The 17032-nt window shown below is 72.6% G+C and carries 16 protein-coding genes; all 16 read right to left on the bottom strand.

Going from position 1 to position 17032, the window contains the following annotated elements:
• Positions 1-16 precede the first annotated feature (16 nt).
• The 16 genes from atpE to O7609_RS18815 all read right to left on the bottom strand — a co-directional run bounded on the left by atpE (position 17) and on the right by O7609_RS18815 (position 17002).
• On the bottom strand, positions 17-250 hold the full coding sequence (atpE, locus tag O7609_RS18890) for an ATP synthase F0 subunit C (protein ID WP_219093090.1): 234 nt from the start codon (positions 248-250) through the stop codon (positions 17-19).
• Between the two features lie 92 nt (positions 251-342).
• On the bottom strand, positions 343-1152 hold the full coding sequence (atpB, locus tag O7609_RS18885; RefSeq protein ID WP_269743939.1) for a F0F1 ATP synthase subunit A: 810 nt from the start codon (positions 1150-1152) through the stop codon (positions 343-345).
• Positions 1153-1419: 267 nt separating this feature from the next.
• A complete protein-coding gene (locus O7609_RS18880; RefSeq protein WP_269735819.1) occupies positions 1420-1851 on the bottom strand; it encodes a hypothetical protein in 432 nt (143 codons plus the stop codon).
• 224 nt (positions 1852-2075) lie between these two features.
• Positions 2076-3467, bottom strand: coding sequence for an MraY family glycosyltransferase (locus O7609_RS18875; RefSeq protein WP_269735820.1), 1392 nt, complete (start codon positions 3465-3467; stop codon positions 2076-2078).
• An 87-nt stretch (positions 3468-3554) separates the two neighbouring features.
• Positions 3555-4220, bottom strand: coding sequence for an arsenate reductase/protein-tyrosine-phosphatase family protein (locus O7609_RS18870; protein ID WP_269735821.1), 666 nt, complete (start codon positions 4218-4220; stop codon positions 3555-3557).
• Positions 4217-4864, bottom strand: a complete 648-nt coding sequence (locus O7609_RS18865) for an L-threonylcarbamoyladenylate synthase (protein WP_269735822.1) — start codon at positions 4862-4864, stop codon at positions 4217-4219. Before O7609_RS18865 ends, O7609_RS18870 begins: the two co-directional genes overlap by 4 nt.
• Positions 4864-5754, bottom strand: coding sequence for a peptide chain release factor N(5)-glutamine methyltransferase (gene prmC, locus O7609_RS18860; RefSeq protein WP_269735823.1), 891 nt, complete (start codon positions 5752-5754; stop codon positions 4864-4866). Before prmC ends, O7609_RS18865 begins: the two co-directional genes overlap by 1 nt.
• A gap of 29 nt (positions 5755-5783) precedes the next feature.
• On the bottom strand, positions 5784-6854 hold the full coding sequence (prfA, locus tag O7609_RS18855) for a peptide chain release factor 1 (RefSeq protein WP_269735824.1): 1071 nt from the start codon (positions 6852-6854) through the stop codon (positions 5784-5786).
• 115 nt (positions 6855-6969) lie between these two features.
• Positions 6970-7188: a 50S ribosomal protein L31 gene (rpmE, locus tag O7609_RS18850; RefSeq protein WP_219093098.1), complete on the bottom strand. Its 219-nt coding sequence runs from the start codon at positions 7186-7188 to the stop codon at positions 6970-6972.
• A 168-nt stretch (positions 7189-7356) separates the two neighbouring features.
• The gene (locus tag O7609_RS18845) at positions 7357-8433 is read right to left on the bottom strand and encodes an LCP family protein (protein WP_269743938.1); all 1077 of its coding nucleotides are present in this window, start codon (positions 8431-8433) and stop codon (positions 7357-7359) included.
• Between the two features lie 191 nt (positions 8434-8624).
• Positions 8625-10631: a transcription termination factor Rho gene (rho, locus tag O7609_RS18840; protein ID WP_269743937.1), complete on the bottom strand. Its 2007-nt coding sequence runs from the start codon at positions 10629-10631 to the stop codon at positions 8625-8627.
• 371 nt (positions 10632-11002) lie between these two features.
• Complete coding sequence (thrB, locus tag O7609_RS18835) at positions 11003-11995, bottom strand: homoserine kinase (protein ID WP_269743936.1); 993 nt, start codon at positions 11993-11995, stop codon at positions 11003-11005.
• A gap of 293 nt (positions 11996-12288) precedes the next feature.
• Positions 12289-13377 (bottom strand): threonine synthase, encoded by a 1089-nt coding sequence (thrC, locus tag O7609_RS18830; RefSeq protein ID WP_269735828.1) that lies wholly within the window; start codon positions 13375-13377, stop codon positions 12289-12291.
• 5 nt (positions 13378-13382) lie between these two features.
• Positions 13383-14684, bottom strand: coding sequence for a homoserine dehydrogenase (locus O7609_RS18825; RefSeq protein WP_269735829.1), 1302 nt, complete (start codon positions 14682-14684; stop codon positions 13383-13385).
• A gap of 125 nt (positions 14685-14809) precedes the next feature.
• The gene (gene lysA, locus O7609_RS18820; protein ID WP_269735830.1) at positions 14810-16201 is read right to left on the bottom strand and encodes a diaminopimelate decarboxylase; all 1392 of its coding nucleotides are present in this window, start codon (positions 16199-16201) and stop codon (positions 14810-14812) included.
• 18 nt (positions 16202-16219) lie between these two features.
• Positions 16220-17002, bottom strand: coding sequence for an arginine--tRNA ligase (locus O7609_RS18815; protein ID WP_269735831.1), 783 nt, complete (start codon positions 17000-17002; stop codon positions 16220-16222).
• Between the last annotated feature and the right edge of the window lie 30 nt (positions 17003-17032).

Genomic DNA, 17032 nt, shown 5'->3' with positions numbered 1-17032 from the left:
CTGCGGTCCGGGTCCGTCAGATGATGAACGGGACGACGAAGCCGATCAGGGCCAGGGCCTCGACGACGGCGAAGCCGAGCAGCATGTTCTGGCGGATGAGGCCGGCGGCCTCGGGCTGGCGGGCGATGGCCTGCACACCGTTACCGAAGATGATGCCGATGCCGACGCCGGGGCCGATGGCGGCGAGGCCGTAACCGATGGTGCCGACGTTGCCTTCAACAGCCGCGAGGGTCTCGAGAGCAGCAGACATTCCGTTGGTTCCTTCTCTTGGTGGGCCGGTGGGTGGTTGGTCCACCGGACGACTGGGGGTTGGGCGAGTGGCTTGGGGCTTGCGCCTCTGCCTCAGTGCGCCTCTTCGAGGGCCTGGGAGAGGTAGGTGGCGGTCAGCACCGTGAAGACGTAGGCCTGCAGCGCCTGGATGAACAGCTCGAAGACCGTGAGGACGAGCGTCATGGCGAACGAGGCGGTGGCGTAGATGCTGCCGAGGAAGGTGCCGAGCATGTACCACGTGGCGATCGTGAAGATCAGGATGAGCACGTGGCCCGCGAACATGTTCGCGAAGAGTCGCACGGCGAGCGTGAAGGGCCGCACGAAGATGTTCGACAGGAACTCGATCGGCGTCAGGATGACGTAGATCGGCTTCGGCAGACCGCTGGGCACGCACAGGTTGCGCATGCCGCCCACGAAGCCGTTCGACCGGAAGGTCACCGTCATGTAGGTGACCCACACGACGAGCGCGAGCCCGGCCGGGTACGCGATCACGGAGGTGACCGGGAACTGGGCGACGGGGATGAGCGCCCAGAGGTTCATCATCCAGACGAAGAAGAACAACGAGACCAGCAGCGGGATGAACGGCTCGCCCTTCCTGCCGATCACCTCGCGGGCGATGCCCTTGCGCACGAACTCGTAGCCGGCCTCGGCGATCATCTGGAGCTTGCCGGGAACGACCTTCGGGTTCGAGAACGCCATCCAGAAGAAGGTCAGGATGATGCCGGTGCCGATGAAAGCCAGCAGCATCGGCTTGTTGAACTCGATCCCGCCGACCGTGAACATCGGGTCGAAGATGAACGACCACACGCTCGGGGCCTCGAAGCCACAGCCTTTGAACAGGTGGCAGTCGGTCTCGAAGGCGAGCAACTGGTCACTACTCACCGCGAGCTCCTTCGGTCGGACGCATAGGTACGGCTACCTCGATGTGTCGGCGTGGCGCAGGCCACGGAGCGGCACTGGACTGGGTATCGCGGGAGGCAGGACCGGCCGGCGCGACGGCAGGGCGGCCCGAGGGAAGGCGGGGAGCACGCGGCGCTGTCCCGCACAGCGCACGCTCCATCGCTCGCCACACTCTCGGCGTCGGACCATAGCAGTCCGCCGAGGGGGCTTTTATATCGCCCCTACCTTCGGCGCAGTCGCGGGCCACCCTCATGCGCGGGGCTCCGCGTCCGCGGACTCGCCGGCCCCGGAGGGCTCGACATAGAGCTGCTTCACCCGGGTCTGCGTCCACGCCTGCGCCGCCAGCCACACCAGCAGGCAGGCGAGGACGGTGAGGCCGAAGACCGGCCCGTCCATCCAGGTCACGTCCCGCAGGAGCAGCAGGAGGACGAGCATGACGCCGACCTGCGTGGTGTAGACGAGGAATCCGGCACCCAGCAGAAGGTGGGGCCAGGCCTCACCGATGCGGCTGACCGCGGTCAGGCCGAGGCCGAAGAAGGTGATGACCACCGCGGTGGCGAGCCCGGCGCCGATGGCACCCTCGGCACCGGCGGCGAGTACGCCGACGATGACGCCGACGAGACCGGCGCATGCCGAGGGAATCGCGGCGCCACGGAGAATCCGGGCGTCGTTCGACTGCATACGAGCTGCTCCAGCGGAGGAGAGTGGGTACGACGTGGCCGTCGGGGGGCGAGCGTAACCGGCGGTGCAGAGTGCAGCGGAGCGGGCCCCTGGGGCGGGACGCCGGGCTCCTTACCGGCTCTCGTGAACGGTATCACAAACTATTTGATGAGGTCTTTACCAAGTTGGTGTGCCAGCCGTCACACTTGAGAGTGCATCGCATCATCCGTGCACTGACCGGGAGTTCACGCGCGCGGGTCGAGCCGGCGGCCCTGCCCGGTCCGTCGACGGCCCAGTGCCGTAGCCCCGTTCGGCCCCGGCGCACTCACCCGGGTGGCGGCAACGGGCTCCGGATCGGCGTCGTCCAATACCCCGGGCCCGCCGGGGCCCTCGTCTCCGTCACGGCCGCCTCCGGCGTCCGTCTCCCCCGGCTCGCCCTGGGCCTTTATCCCCTCCTCGTCCTCCGCGCGGTCGCGGCGGTAGCGGGGCGGCACCAGGCGTTCGGCCCAGGCCGGGACGCGCGGCGTGAAGCGCGGCAGCAGCAGCACGACCAGACCGACGGCGGACAGCGCGACGACGGTGAGCACGATCACCAGGCTGCGGGACTTGACCGAGAACGCCACGGCGCCGAACGCGATCAGCCCGGACCAGAAGTACATGGTGAGGACGGCCCGGCTGTGCGAGTGGCCGATCTCCAGCAGCCGGTGGTGCAGGTGGCCCCGGTCGGCGGCGAAGGGTGACTGGCCCCGCCAGGTGCGGCGGACGATGGCGAGCGCCAGGTCGGCGACGGGCACCGCGAGGATGGTCAGCGGCAGCAGCAATGGCATGTAGACGGGCACCGTGGCCTTCACCGCCGACTTCTCCGAGCCCTCGAACAGCCGCAGCGCGTCCGGGTCGACCTGGCCGGTGATGGACACCGCGCCCGCGGCGAGCACGAGTCCGATGAGCATCGAGCCCGAGTCGCCCATGAAGATCCGGGCGGGGTGCATGTTGTGCGGCAGGAACCCCAGGCACATGCCCATGAGGACGGCCGCGAAGAGCGTGGCCGGGGCCGCGGCCTCGATCCCGTAGCTGTACCAGATGCGGTACGCGTACAGGAAGAACGCGAGGGCGGCGATGCACACCATGCCGGAGGCCAGGCCGTCCAGCCCGTCCACGAAGTTGACGGCGTTGATCGTGATGACGACGAGGGCGACCGTCAGCAGCGTGCCCTGGAGCGGGGTGACGCCGACCATGCCGACGGTCGGGATCGGCAGCCACAGGATGGTGAGGCCCTGCCACACCATCACGCCGGCGGCGATCATCTGCCCGCCCAGCTTGACGAGCGCGTCCACGCCCCACTTGTCGTCCAGCACCCCGAGCAGCCAGATGATCCCGGCGCCGGCCAGCAGGGCCCGCGGCTCGTCGGACAGGGTGAAGACGTCACCGGTGTTGCTGAGTTGCGAGGCCACCAGGAGCCCTGCGCACAGGCCGCCGAACATGGCGATGCCGCCGAGCCGCGGAGTGGGCTCGCGGTGCACGTCCCGGGCCCGGATCTCCGGCATCGCCCCGGCGGCGATGGCGAACTTCCGCACCGGTCCGGTCAGCAGGTAGGTGACCGCGGCCGTGACGCACAACGTCAGCAGATACTCCCGCACGGGCTCCCCAGAGGATCTCGGGCATCTCGGCCCACAGGTTAGGACACGGCGACGCCGCTGGATGGTTCCGACCGGACCGCTCCCCGCCTAGGCGGGGGCGGGCACCCCTGTCAGCGCGGTGACGACGGGGTCGAGGGCGAGGCTGATCTCCTCCCCCACGCTGCGGAAGTAGGTGATCGGAGCGCCGTAGGGATCGTAGACCTCGTCCGCCTCGGCGCTGGGCGCCTGCAGCCAGCCGCGCAGCGCCGCCGCGGCCTGCACCAGCGCGCGGGCGCGCTCGGCGACCCCGCCCGGCGAGGCGGCGTCCGGCAGGCTCGCCGCGTCGATGGCCCGCACCAGACGGGTGAACTCCTTGAGTGTGAACGTGCGCAACCCCGCGGAGTGGCCCATGGAGATCACCTGCGCCCGGTGGTCGCGGGTGGCGGTCAGCACCAGGTCGGCCCGGATGACGTGCTCGTCCAGCAACTCGCGCCCGGTGAAGCCGGCCGGGTCGGCGCCGTAGTCGGCCAGGACCGTCGCGGCGTGCTCCTCCATCGGGGCGCCCTCGTGCCCCCAGGTGCCGGCGCTCTCGACGAGCAGACCGCCGACCCGCTCGCCGTCGAGCCGCAGCGCGAGGGCATGGCGGGTCAGCCGCTCGGTGATGGGCGAGCGGCACACGTTGCCGGTGGAGACGTGGAGGATCCGGAAAGGCCGTCCCGCGGACGGGGCCTCCGGGGACGAAGTCGGTATTCCACGCCCTTCAGGCGCGGTCAACTGCCCTCCTTCAGGTCCGGCGCCACCGTGCGCAGCTCCTCCGCGCCGATGGCCCCGGCCCGCAGCAGGACCGGCACCTTCCCGGTGACGTCCACGATCGAGGACGGCACGTTGTCGGGGGTGGGGCCGCCGTCCAGGTAGACGGCCACCGCGTCGCCCAGCATCTCCTGCGCGCTGTCGCAGTCCTGCGGGGCCGGGTGGCCCGTCAGGTTGGCCGAGGAGACGGCCATGGGCCCGACCTCGGTCAGCAGCTCGATGGCCACGGGGTGCAGCGGCATGCGGACGGCGACGGTGCCGCCGGTCTCGCCGAGATCCCAGGTCAGCGAGGGCTGGTGGCGGGCGACGAGGGTGAGCGCGCCCGGCCAGAAGGCGTCCACGAGCTCCCAGGCCTGCTCGGAGAAGTCGGTGACGAGACCGTGCAGCGTGTTCGGCGAGCCGACGAGCACCGGAGTCGGCATGCCGCGGCCGCGGCCCTTGGCCTCCAGCAGATCGGCGACGGCCTCCGGGGTGAAGGCGTCCGCGCCGATCCCGTACACCGTGTCGGTGGGCAGCACGACCAGCTCACCGCGGCGGATCGCGGAGGCGGCCTCCCGCAGCCCGGTCTTCCGGTCGGTTGCTTCGGTGCAGTCGTAGCGCCGTGCCATTACGGCACCTCCCTGCGGGCTGTGGCGAATCGGGGTCGGTTGTTGAGGTCGGGGTGGTCGGCGGCGTCGGCCCAGCCGCGGTCCTCGGCGAAGATCCACGGCACCTGGCCGCCCTGGGTGTCGGCGTGCTCGACGACGACGAGCCCGCCCGGCCGCAGCAGCCGGTGGGCGGTGCGCTCCAGCCCGCGGATCAGGTCGAGCCCGTCCTCGCCGGAGAACAGCGCGAGCTGGGGGTCGTGGTCCCGGGCCTCGGGCGCGACGTACTCCCACTCGGTGAGGGGGATGTAGGGCGGGTTGGAGATGACGAGGTCCACCCGGCCGTCCAGCTCGGGCAGCGCCGTCAGGGCGTCGCCGTGGTGGAGCCGCACCCGGGAGCCCTCGGTGTTCCGGCGGGCCCAGTGCAGGGCGTCCTCGTCCAGCTCGACGGCGTGCACGCGGGAGCGCGGCACCTCCTGGGCGAGGGCCAGCGCGATGGCCCCGGAGCCGGTGCACAGGTCGACGATCAGCGGCTCGGCGACGTCCATCGCCCGGACCGCGTCTATCGCCCAGCCGACCACCGACTCCGTCTCCGGGCGCGGCACGAACACCCCGCGTCCTACCTGGAGTTCGAGGTAGCGGAAGAAGGCCCGGCCGGTGATGTGCTGGAGGGGTTCGCGCGCCTCGCGGCGGGCGACAGCCTCCCAGTAGCGGGCGTCGAAGTCGGCGTCGGCGACGCGGTGCAGCTCGCCCCGCTTGACGCCGTGCACGAATCCGGCCAGCTCCTCGGCGTCGAACCGCGGCGAGGGCACGCCGGCGTCGGCGAGCCGCTGCGTCGCCTGCGCCACCTCGGTGAGCAGCACGCTGCGTGCCGACGACTGCTGGGGGCCGCGCCCCCCGGGAGACTGCTGCATCGCGTGTACCTCACCCGTCCCCTGTGCGCTCAGCCCGCCGCGGCCAGCTTGGCGGCGGAGTCGGCGTCGACGCACGCCTGGATGACGGCGTCCAGCTCGCCGTCGAGGACCTGGTCCAGGTTGTACGCCTTGAAACCGACGCGGTGGTCGGAGATCCGGTTCTCCGGGAAGTTGTAGGTGCGCACGCGCTCCGAGCGGTCCACGGTGCGGACCTGGCTACGGCGGGCGTCGGACGCCTCGCGCTCGGCTTCCTCCTGGGCGGCGGCCAGCAGCCGGGCGCGCAGGATGCGCAGGGCCTGCTCCTTGTTCTGGAGCTGGCTCTTCTCGTTCTGGCAGGAGACCACGATGCCGGTGGGGAGGTGGGTGATGCGGACGGCGGAGTCGGTCGTGTTGACGGACTGGCCCCCGGGGCCGGAGGAGCGGTACACGTCCACGCGCAGGTCGTTCGCGTTGATCTCGACGTCGACCTCCTCGGCCTCCGGGAGGACGAGGACCCCGGCGGCCGAGGTGTGGATGCGGCCCTGGGACTCCGTGGCGGGTACGCGCTGCACCCGGTGGACGCCGCCCTCGTACTTCAGGCGCGCCCACACGCCCTGGCCGGGCTCGGTGCCGCCCTTGGCCTTGACCGCCACCTGGACGTCCTTGTAGCCGCCGAGGTCGGACTCGGTGGCCTCGATGACCTCCGTCTTCCAGCCCTGGCGCTCGGCGTAGCGCAGGTACATGCGCAGCAGGTCGCCGGCGAAGAGCGCGGACTCGTCGCCGCCCTCGCCGGCCTTGACCTCCAGGATGACGTCCTTGTCGTCGCTCGGGTCGCGCGGGACGAGGAGCAGCCGCAGCCGGTCCGTCAGCTCCTCGCGGCGCCCCTCCAGCTCCTTGACCTCGCCGGCGAACTCGGGGTCGTCGGCGGCCAGCTCCCGGGCGGTCTCGATGTCCTCGCCGGTGCTCTTCCAGCTCCGGTACGCGGCGACGATGGGCGTCAGCTCGGCGTAGCGCTTGCCCAGCCGGCGGGCACGCGGCTGGTCCGCGTGGACCGAGGGGTCGGCGAGCTGCTCCTCGAGCTGCGCGTGCTCACCGATCAGTTCCTCGACGGCCTCGAACATCGGGCTTCCTTAACTGGGCGAAGGGCTCACTGGGCGAAGGGGGCGGGCGGGCGACGACAAAGCGCCGGTCCCGGCGCCGCCGTCGGGCGGGCGCGGGAACCGGCGCTGAGGGTCGCTACTTGGCCCCGGCCTTCTTGCCGAACCGAGCCTCGAAGCGGGCCACGCGGCCACCGGTGTCGAGGATCTTCTGCTTGCCGGTGTAGAAGGGGTGGCACTCGGAGCACACGTCGGCACGGATGGTGCCTTCCTTGACGGTGCTGCGGGTGGTGAACGACGCGCCACAGGTGCAGCTCACCTGCGTCTCGACGTACTCCGGGTGGATGTCGCGCTTCACGGTCTTCTCCTATGGATCGGGAGGGCGCCGGGTCGCCGTCGCGGACGCGGGGCGTGAACCGGGGCCGACGGTCCAGTCTGCCATTACTGGCCGCACCGACAAAAACGAGGGCACCCCCTCGGTTATTCCGTCGTGCCCGGGTTTCTCCCTCCGGAGCGCCCCGCGCGGTCAGGGCCGGGGGCGGAGGACGTCCCCGACCTGGAAGCCCTCGGCCGCGGAGCCCCGGGTGGCCGACGCCGGAACGGGCTCGTCGGCGGCCAGGGCGCGCCACACCTCGGCCGACTGCCCGCTCAGCGGCACGAGCCGTCCCGGGGCCTCGGGGGCGGGGACGACGGGCAGGGTGAGGAGGTCCAGGTCCTCGGGGCCGAGCGAGGCGAGGCCGCTGCCGAGCCGGGCCAGCTCGCGGGGCGAGTCGAGCCCGTCGTCGGTGATCAGCGCCTCGTCGGCGGCGTCGGCGAGCCGGAGCGCGCGGGCCGGGTCCGCCAGCGGGTCCTCGGCGTGGAGCTGGGCGACGAGGGCCGTCAGGAAGGCCTGCTGGAGCTGGATGCGCCCGAGGTCGCTGCCGCCCGCCACGGAACCCCGGGTACGGACGAGGGCGAGCGCCTGCTCGCCGTCGAGGGTCTGCGCTCCGGCGGCCAGGTCGAGGTGGCTGTTGGGGTCGTTGAGCGGACGCTCGACGGTGACGTCGACGCCGCCGAGCGCGTCGACGAGATCCGCGAAGCCGGAGAAGTCCACGGCGAGGAAGTGGTCGACGCGGAGGTCGGTCAGCTCCTCGACCGTGGCCACGGCACAGTCCGGTCCGCCCACCGCGTAGGCCGAGTTGATCATGGCCCGGGAGGCGGGCTCGGTACCGCCGTCGGGACGGTCGCACGCGGGCCGCTCCACCAGCGTGTCCCGGGGGAGGGAGACGACGGTGGCGCCGCGCTCACCGGCGTGGAGGTGGACGAGCATCATGACGTCGGACCGCGCGCTCCCGGTATCCCGCCCCCAGCGGGCGTTGTCTCCGGCGCGGGAGTCCGAGCCCAGGACGAGCACGTCCAGCGAGCCGTTCCGGGCGTCCGGGGGCCGCTCGTGGCCGGGGGCGTTCCCCAGGCCGGAGCCGTCCTCGTCGTCGCCGCCGAAGAGCCGCACCGCGCCGATCACCGCGGCGACGGCGAGGGCAAGCACGAGGATGCCGCCGACGACGGCCGCCGCCCGCTCGGACCACAGCAGGCCCCGACCGTTCCTACCGCCTTTTCGTCCCATGTCCGTACCTCGGTTCCGGGATTCCATGGTGGGCCCGCTCGCGAGCGGCGGCAACGCGCGCGCTCCGGGCCCGCGCGTGGCGGGCCCGGGCGGGCACAGGCAGGCACGGCGAAGGGGCCGCACCGTCCGGTGCGGCCCCTTCGCCGTGCTGTGGCCGTGCGGGCCGCGCAGCAGGCGGCCCGGCGCGGATCTCAGTCGCCGTTGCCGGGGGTCGGCGTCGTCTTCTGGATCTGCATGAGGAACTCGGCGTTGGACTTGGTCTGCTTCATCTTGTCCAGCAGGAGCTCGATGGCCTGCTGCTGGTCCAGCGCGTGCAGGACACGGCGGAGCTTCCAGACGATGCTCAGCTCCTCGCTGCCCATGAGGATCTCCTCCTTGCGGGTGCCGGACGCGTCGACGTCCACCGCGGGGAAGATGCGCTTGTCGGCCAGCTTCCGGTCGAGCTTGAGCTCCATGTTGCCGGTGCCCTTGAACTCCTCGAAGATGACCTCGTCCATCCGGGAGCCGGTCTCGACCAGCGCGGTGGCGAGGATCGTCAGGGAGCCGCCGTCCTCGATGTTGCGGGCGGCACCGAAGAACTTCTTCGGCGGGTACAGCGCCGTGGAGTCCACACCACCGGAGAGGATGCGCCCGGAGGCCGGGGCGGCCAGGTTGTAGGCACGGCCCAGACGGGTGATGGAGTCCAGCAGGACGACGACGTCGTGGCCCAGCTCGACCAGCCGCTTGGCCCGCTCGATGGCCAGCTCGGCGACCGTGGTGTGGTCCTCGGCCGGACGGTCGAAGGTCGAGGAGATGACCTCGCCCTTCACCGACCGCTGCATGTCGGTGACCTCTTCCGGACGCTCGTCGACGAGGACGACCATCAGGTGGCACTCGGGGTTGTTGCGGGTGATGGCGTTGGCCACCGCCTGCATGATCATGGTCTTGCCGGTCTTCGGCGGGGCCACGATCAGACCGCGCTGGCCCTTGCCGATGGGCGAGACGAGGTCGATGATCCGGGTCGTCAGCGCGCCCGGGTCGTTCTCCAGGCGCAGCCGCTCCTGCGGGTACAGGGGGGTGAGCTTGGTGAAGTCCGGGCGTCCGCGGCCGGTTTCGGGCGACATGCCGTTGACCGAGTCGAGGCGGACGAGCGCGTTGAACTTCTCGCGCCGCTCGCCCTCGCGGGGCTGGCGGACCGCGCCGGTGACGTGGTCGCCCTTGCGCAGACCGTTCTTGCGGACCTGGGCGAGGGAGACGTACACGTCGTTCGGCCCCGGCAGGTAGCCGGAGGTGCGCACGAACGCGTAGTTGTCGAGGATGTCGAGGATGCCCGCGACCGGGATCAGGACGTCGTCCTCGGCGATCTGCGGCTCGAACTGCTCGTCGCGGTTACGGCGGCCCCGGCGGTCCCGGTACCGGCCGCGACGCCCGCGGCGCCCGCCGTCGAAGTCGTCGTCGTCGCGGCCGTCGCGCTGACGGCCGCCACCGCCCTGCTGCTGGCCGCCGCCGTCGCCCTTGCGGCGGTCGCGCTGGCGGTCGCGCTTGCTCTGGCGCTCCTGCTGGCCGCCCTGACCGCCCTGCTTGCCGTCGCCGCCGCGGCCGGAGTCGCTCTTGCCGCCCTCGGACCTGCCCGAGTCGGCCTTCTGCGTCTCCTGCTTGGCTGCGTCGGTCCTGCCCTCGGCGGTGTCGGCGGCCTTCTCGCTCTTGGCCGGCTTGTCCGCCTTCTCGGCCTTCTCGGCCTTGCCGCCCTTCGCGGGCTGCTCGGCGGGCTGCTCGCCCTTGCCCCGGCGTCCGGTCTCGTCGCTGGCGGGCTGGCCGGGAATGTCGATCTGCTGCTGGGCGGCGCCCTGGCCGGCCTCGGCACCCTCGGCCTGGGCGGCCTCCCTGGTGCGGGCCCGGGAGGTGGAGCGGCGCTTGGGCTTGCTCTCGGCGGGCTGGTCGGCCCCGCCCTCGCCGGCCGAACCCCGGGCACCGGAGTTCTCGGCCTGCTTCTCCCTGATGACCTCGATGAGCTGGCTCTTGCGCATCCGTGCGGTGCCCCGGATACCGAGGCCGGAAGCGACCTGCTGCAGCTCCGCCAGGACCATGCCCTCAAGGCCGGTGCCGGAGCGGCGCCGCCGTCCGGCGGTGCCGGAGGAAGCACCGGTGGCAGGCGCGGCAGAGGCGTCCGTGGCAGGCGCGTCGGCGTTCACGCCCATCAGATCGGTGGTGTCGCTCACGAAGGGTCCTTCCCTGGAGCGGACGTCGGCCTGTCTGGCTCGGCGACCGGTTGTGCTGTCCGGCTGCGGCCCTGTTCGGGTGGACCGTGCCGGGGCGGTGGTCCCGCCTGTGCGTACGGCGGAAAGATCAATTCATCACAAAAGTGTGTGACGCCTGGCGCGGCAGGCTGACCTGCGTCGTTGGCGCCGGTTCCGGGGCAGGCTCGGCACTGCTCGGCATGCTGCTCGGACAGTGTGGGTGGCTCCCGGAAGAGAGGGTGGCCCCGTGACGGGACGCTGTGCACCGCACCATTTTCGGCTGCGGATGCAGACTTGAGGTTAACACTACCGGCTCTTTCAAACATTCCCCCTCTCCCAGACCGGCAATCGTGTCACTGCCCCTGACCGCTGCGGTGATGCGCCTGCTCGGCGCGGGTGTGCGGGTCGGGGTCGGAGCCGTTGCCGCCGAGCGGCAGCACCACGGCACCGGACAGGTCGAGGGCGAGTCGGTTCGCCGCCCAGCCCGCTCCGGCGGCCTGGGCGATCCGTTCGGCCTTCGCCACCGAGCCGTCCTCGGTCAGGGCCAGGACGGTGGGCCCGGCCCCGGAGATGACCGCGGGGACGCCTTCGGCGCGCAGCCGGGCGACGAGCTCCACGCTGTCGGCCATCGCGGAGGCCCGGTACTCCTGGTGGAGCCGGTCCTCGGTGGCGGGCAGGAGCAGTTCGGGGCGGCGGGTGAGCGCCTCGACCAGCAGCGCGGCCCGGCCCGCGTTGGTGGCGGCGTCCACGTGCGGCACGGTGCGCGGGAGCAGCCCGCGCGCGGCCTCGGTCAGGACCGGCTTGCCGGGCACGAAGACGACGGGGACGAGTCCGGGGGCGGGCTCCATGCGGATGGCACGGGCGGCGCCCGTCTCCGTCCAGGCCAGGGTGAACCCGCCGAACAGGCAGGCGGCGACGTTGTCGGGATGGCCCTCGATCTCGGTGGCCAGCTCCAGCAGCGCCGCGTCGTCGAGCCGCTCGGGCCCGCCGGTGGCCACGGCGCGGGCGGCGACGATCCCGGCGCAGATGGCCGCGGAGGACGAGCCGAGGCCGCGGCCGTGCGGAATGCGGTTGGCGCACACGATCTCCAGGCCGCGCGGCTGCCCGCCGAGGGCGTCGAAGGCGGTGCGCAGCGAGCGGACGAGGAGGTGGCTCTCGTCCCGGGGAAGGGTGTCGGCCCCCTCGCCGGCGATGTCGATGTGCAGCCCCGATTCGGCGACGCGGACCACGACGTCGTCGTACAGGCCCAGGGACAGGCCGAGGGCGTCGAAGCCCGGCCCGAGGTTGGCGCTGGTGGCGGGCACCCGTACCCGGACGGCGGCGGCTCGGAAGGCTGGACCGGCCATCGCTCGATGACTCTCCTTGGTCGGTGGATGTGCTCGGTGAGTAGGGACCTGCCCCGGGGCGGCCGACGTGGGGTTCGGCTCCCTGGGTGGCCGCGACGGCGCGCGGCAGTGGCCCTTGGCACATGCGTGCACGAAGGGCGGGGATGACAACAGCCTATCGAAGGAAGGTTCAGCGGCTCCACAGGGCGCACGGGAGGCGCACGATGCGTGTCGTCGCCGCGCCCGTGCACCCGTCACTGTGAGCACTGCGCGTATCCGGGAATAGGCGCTGGTCAGGCGGTGAACGGCAGGGCTCAGGCCAGACCGAGCCGGGCGGCGGCGGCCGCCGCGTCGACCGGGACGGTGACCGGCTGCGGGGCGCCGGCGACGGCCCAGTCGGGGTCCTTGAGCCCGTTGCCCGTCACGGTGCACACGATGCGCTGGCCCGTGTCCACGAGGCCCTGCTCGGCGGCCTTGAGCAGGCCGGCGACGGAGGCGGCGGAGGCGGGCTCGACGAACACGCCCTCCTGCGCGGACAGCAGCCGGTAGGCGGCGAGGATCTGACGGTCGGTCACCTCGTCGATGAGGCCGCCCGAGGCGTCCCGCGCGGCCTCGGCGAACTCCCAGGAGGCGGGGTTGCCGATGCGAATCGCGGTGGCGATCGTCTGCGGGTCCTTGACGGGCTCGCCACGGACGATGGGGGCGGATCCGGCGGCCTGGAACCCCCACATCCGGGGGGTGCGGGAGGCCATCCCGTCGGCGGCGTACTCCTGGTACCCCTTCCAGTACGCGGTGATGTTGCCCGCGTTGCCCACCGGCAGAACGTGCACGTCAGGGGCGTCACCCAGGCGGTCGACGACCTCGAAGGCGGCCGTCTTCTGCCCCTCGATGCGAACTGGGTTCACCGAATTGACCAGCGAGACCGGGTAGTTGTCGCTCAGCCCGCGGGCGAGGCTGAGGCAGTCGTCGAAGTTGCCCTCGACCTGGAGGATCTTCGCCCCGTGGACGAGGGCCTGACCCATCTTCCCGAGTGCGATCTTGCCCTGCGGCACGAGTACCGCGCAGACCATGCGCGCGCGCACCGCGTAGGCGGCGGCGGACGCGGAGGTGTTGCCGGTGGAGGCGCAGATGACGGCCTTGGCGCCCTCCTCCTTGGCCCGGGAGATGGCCATCGTCATCCCCCGGTCCTTGAAGGAGCCGGTCGGGTTGGCGCCCTCGACCTTGAGATACACATCACACCCGGTGCGCTCGGAGAGCACCTGGGCGTGCACGAGCGGCGTGCCGCCCTCCCCCAGGGTGACCACCGGCGTGGAGTCGCTCACCGGCAGCCGGTCGCGGTACTCCTCGATGATGCCCCGCCACTGGTGGGTGGCGGCGCGGTGGGCGCCTACGGTTGCGGACATCTCTCTCATTCCCCTTCGACCCGCATGATGCTGGCCACGCCGCGGACGGTGTCCAGTCGGCGCAGTGCCTCGACGGTCGCGCCCAGCGCGGCGTCGGTTGCCCGGTGGGTGACGACGACGAGGGAGGCCTCGCCGTCGACGCCGTCCTTGCCCTGCTGGCGGACGGTGTCGATCGACACCCCGTGCTCCGCGAAGACGAGGGCGCACTGGGCGAGGACGCCGGACTTGTCGGCGACGTCCAGGCTGATGTGGTACCGCGTGACGACCTCGCCCATCGGGCTGACCGGCAGCCGGCTGTAGGCCGACTCCCCCGGACCGCGCGCGCCGCTCAGCTTGTTGCGGCAGGCGGCGACGAGGTCGCCCAGCACGGCCGAGGCGGTGGGCGAGCCACCCGCGCCCGGGCCGTAGAACATGAGCTGCCCGGCTGCCTCGGCCTCCACGAAGACCGCGTTGTACGCCTCGTGGACGGAGGCCAGCGGGTGGCTGAGCGGGATCATCGCCGGGTGGACGCGGGCGGTGACGCTGCGCCCGTCCGCGGCGCGCTCGCAGATGGCCAGCAGCTTGACGGTGCAGCCCATGCGGCGGGCGGAGGCCATGTCGGCGGCGGTGACCTCGGTGATGCCCTCGCGGTGCACGTCGTCCAGGCCCACCCGGGTGTGGAAGGCGATGCCCGCGAGGATGGCCGCCTTGGCCGCGGCGTCGAAACCCTCGATGTCGGCGGTCGGGTCGGCCTCGGCGTAGCCGAGCGCGGTGGCCTCGTCCAGAGCCTCGGAGTAGCCCGAGCCCTGGGTGTCCATCCGGTCGAGGATGAAGTTCGTGGTGCCGTTGACGATGCCGAGCACGCGGTTGACGGTGTCCCCGGCCAGCGACTCGCGCAGCGGCCGCACCAGCGGGATGGCGCCCGCCACGGCGGCCTCGAAGTAGAGGTCGGCACCGTGCTTCTCGGCCGCCTTGTGCAGCGTCGGGCCGTCCTCGGCGAGCAGCGCCTTGTTGGCCGACACCACGCTGGCGCCGCTCTCGAACGCCGCGGTGATCAGCGCGCGGGCCGGTTCCAGCCCGCCGATCACCTCCACGACGACGTCGACGTCCTCCCGGGTGACCAGGGCCCGGGCGTCCGTGGTGATCAGGTGCTCGGGCACGCCCGCCCGCACCCGGTCGGGCCGCCGCACGGCGATCCCGGCCAGCTCGGCCGGGGCGCCGATGCGGGCCGCGAGGTCGTCCGCGTGCGTCGTCATCAGGCGCGCCACCTCGGAGCCCACGACTCCACATCCGAGCAGCGCTACCCTCAGCGGACGCGTACGCATCATCTGACCTCGTCTCTCGTCGATGTCGGTGCTACAAGTCTCACCCACCGGACCGGGGATTCCCGCCGGGGTCCAGCATGTGAAACGTCGTTCTCACGGTGTGTCCCGCTCCTCCGCGCGGGCTCTCCTCAGCCCACGTCGAGACGCAGCAGATCCTCCTCCGTCTCCCTGCGGACGATGACCCGGGCGGCACCGTCCGCCACCGCGACGACGGGCGGGCGCGGCACGTGGTTGTAGTTGCTGGCCATCGACCGGCAGTAGGCCCCGGTGGCCGGTACGGCCAGCAGGTCACCCGGGGCGAGGTCGGCGGGGAGGAAGGCGTCACGCACGACGATATCGCCGCTTTCGCAGTGCTTGCCCACCACCCGGGCGAGCATCGGCTCCGCTGTGGAGGTGCGGGAGGCGAGGGCGACGGTGTACTCGGCGTCGTAGAGCGCGGTGCGGATGTTGTCCGACATGCCGCCGTCCACGCTCACGTAGGTGCGCAGGTGCGGCAGCGGCTTGACCGTGCCCACCTCGTAGAGGGTGAACGTCGTCGGACCGGAGATGGCGCGGCCCGGCTCGACGGACAGCCGCGGCACCGCGAGCCCGGCCAGCTCGCACTCGCGGCGCACGATCGCGTTGAGCGAGGCCGCGATGTCCGCCGGCTCGCTCGGGTCGTCCTCGGCCGTGTAGGCGATGCCGAGCCCGCCGCCGAGGTCGATCTCCGGCAGCTCCACGCCGTGCTCGTCGCGCACGTCCCGCAGCAGTGAGACGACGCGGTGCGCGGCCACCTCGAAGCCGGAGGTGTCGAAGATCTGGGAGCCGATGTGGGAGTGGATGCCCACGAGCTCCAGCGCGTCCAGCTTGAGCGCCCGGCGCACGGCCTCCGCCGCCTGCCCCTCGGCCAGCGGGATGCCGAACTTCTGGTCCTCGTGCGCGGTGGCGATGAACTCGTGGGTGTGCGCCTCGACGCCGACCGTCACCCGGATCTGGACGCGCTGGCGGCGGCCCAGCTCCCCGGCCAGGTGGGCGACGCGGGCGATCTCCTGGAAGGAGTCGACGACGATGCGGCCCACCCCGGCCTCGACGGCGCGGCGCAGCTCGGCGGTGGACTTGTTGTTGCCGTGCAGCGCGATGCGCTCGGGCGGCATCCCGGCGGCCAGGGCGGTGGCCAGCTCGCCGCCCGAGCAGACGTCGAGGTTCAGGCCCTCCTCGCGCAGCCAGCGCACGACGGCCCGGCACAGGAACGCCTTGCCCGCGTAGAAGACGTCGGCGTCCTCTCCGAAGGCGTCGCGCCAGGCCCGGCAGCGGGCCCGGAAGTCGGCCTCGTCGAGGAAGAAGGCCGGGGTGCCGAACTCGGCGGCCAGGTCGAGGACGCTCGTCCCGCCGACGGTGAGCACTCCACGCTCGTCGCGGGTGGTCGTCCGGGACCAGATGTGCGCGTCGAGGGCGTTGAGGTCGGCGGGCGGCGGCATGTAGTGGCCCTCGGGCAGCACGTCGGCGTGACGGGGCCCGGCGGGGTGGGCGGAACGGCTCATGGCGTGCTCTGATTCCCCTCAGAGGTGGTCGGGTGCGCTGATGCCGAGCTGGGTCAGGCCGCCGGCCAGCACCGTCCCGGCGGCCTCGGCGAGGGCCAGCTGGGCACGGTGGGCGGCCCCGGGTTTCTCGTCTCCCGGGGGAAGCACGGCCCGGGGCCCGTACAGCACGTCCAGGAAGGCGTCGGCGACGCGGAGCAGGTGCCGGGCCAGGGCCTCGCCGTCCCCGGTGGCCGTGACCCGGTCGGCGTCCGCCAGCAGCGCGCCCAGGGCCGCCTCGGGCGCGCCGGGGGCGGGGCCGGGCTCGGCGCCGAAGCCGAGCGCGTGGGCGCCCGCGCGGAGCGCACGGGCGCGGGAGTGCGCGTACTGCACCCGGAAGAGCGGGTTCGCGGCACGCCGCTCGTGGGTCACGGGGGCGCCGGTGAGTTCGGCCCAGCGCCGGGCGTCGCACGCCGGGTCCTCCGGCGGCCCCGAGGGCCGGGGCCGGGCCAGCAGCTCGGCGAGGACGTCGGCGTGCCCGTCGCGCACCGTGATGTTGAGGAAGCCGGGCCCCGCGACCTCGACCCGGGCGATGCCGGGTTCGGCCGCCAGCCGCTCGCGCAGCACGGCGGCGACGTCGGCCGCGCTGCGGCCGGTGCCGGGGGCGAGGCGCAGGGCGAGGTTGGAGGCGTAGTCGGCATCGCCGTGCGGCGGGCGGCGCAGGGTGACCCGGTCGGGCAGCGCGCCGCGTGCGGGCAGCGCCCCGTCGGCGACGGCACGGCACCACGCGTGCCGCACGGTGCGGGAGAGCTGCGCGGGGGTCACGAGGTCAGCGTAAGGAGGGGAGGGCTGGGC

The sequence above is a fragment of the Streptomyces sp. WMMC1477 genome (assembly GCF_027460245.1).
In the GTDB taxonomy this organism is placed as follows: domain Bacteria; phylum Actinomycetota; class Actinomycetes; order Streptomycetales; family Streptomycetaceae; genus Streptomyces.
Note: the sequence above shows the minus strand (reverse complement) of the source record. Positions and strands in the feature narration are given on the sequence as shown.

Excerpts from the sequence above, each read along its gene's own strand:
- atpE (WP_219093090.1), bottom strand. The coding sequence starts at position 250 with ATGTCTGCTGCTCTCGAGACCCTCGCGGCTGTTGAAGGCAACGTCGGC.
- O7609_RS18880 (WP_269735819.1), bottom strand. The coding sequence starts at position 1,851 with ATGCAGTCGAACGACGCCCGGATTCTCCGTGGCGCCGCGATTCCCTCG.
- thrC (WP_269735828.1), bottom strand. The coding sequence starts at position 13,377 with ATGTCCGCAACCGTAGGCGCCCACCGCGCCGCCACCCACCAGTGGCGG.
- O7609_RS18845 (WP_269743938.1), bottom strand. The coding sequence starts at position 8,433 with ATGGGACGAAAAGGCGGTAGGAACGGTCGGGGCCTGCTGTGGTCCGAG.
- lysA (WP_269735830.1), bottom strand. The coding sequence starts at position 16,201 with ATGAGCCGTTCCGCCCACCCCGCCGGGCCCCGTCACGCCGACGTGCTG.
- prfA (WP_269735824.1), bottom strand. The coding sequence starts at position 6,854 with ATGTTCGAGGCCGTCGAGGAACTGATCGGTGAGCACGCGCAGCTCGAG.
- thrB (WP_269743936.1), bottom strand. The coding sequence starts at position 11,995 with ATGGCCGGTCCAGCCTTCCGAGCCGCCGCCGTCCGGGTACGGGTGCCC.
- prmC (WP_269735823.1), bottom strand. The coding sequence starts at position 5,754 with ATGCAGCAGTCTCCCGGGGGGCGCGGCCCCCAGCAGTCGTCGGCACGC.
- O7609_RS18825 (WP_269735829.1), bottom strand. The coding sequence starts at position 14,684 with ATGATGCGTACGCGTCCGCTGAGGGTAGCGCTGCTCGGATGTGGAGTC.
- O7609_RS18865 (WP_269735822.1), bottom strand. The coding sequence starts at position 4,864 with ATGGCACGGCGCTACGACTGCACCGAAGCAACCGACCGGAAGACCGGG.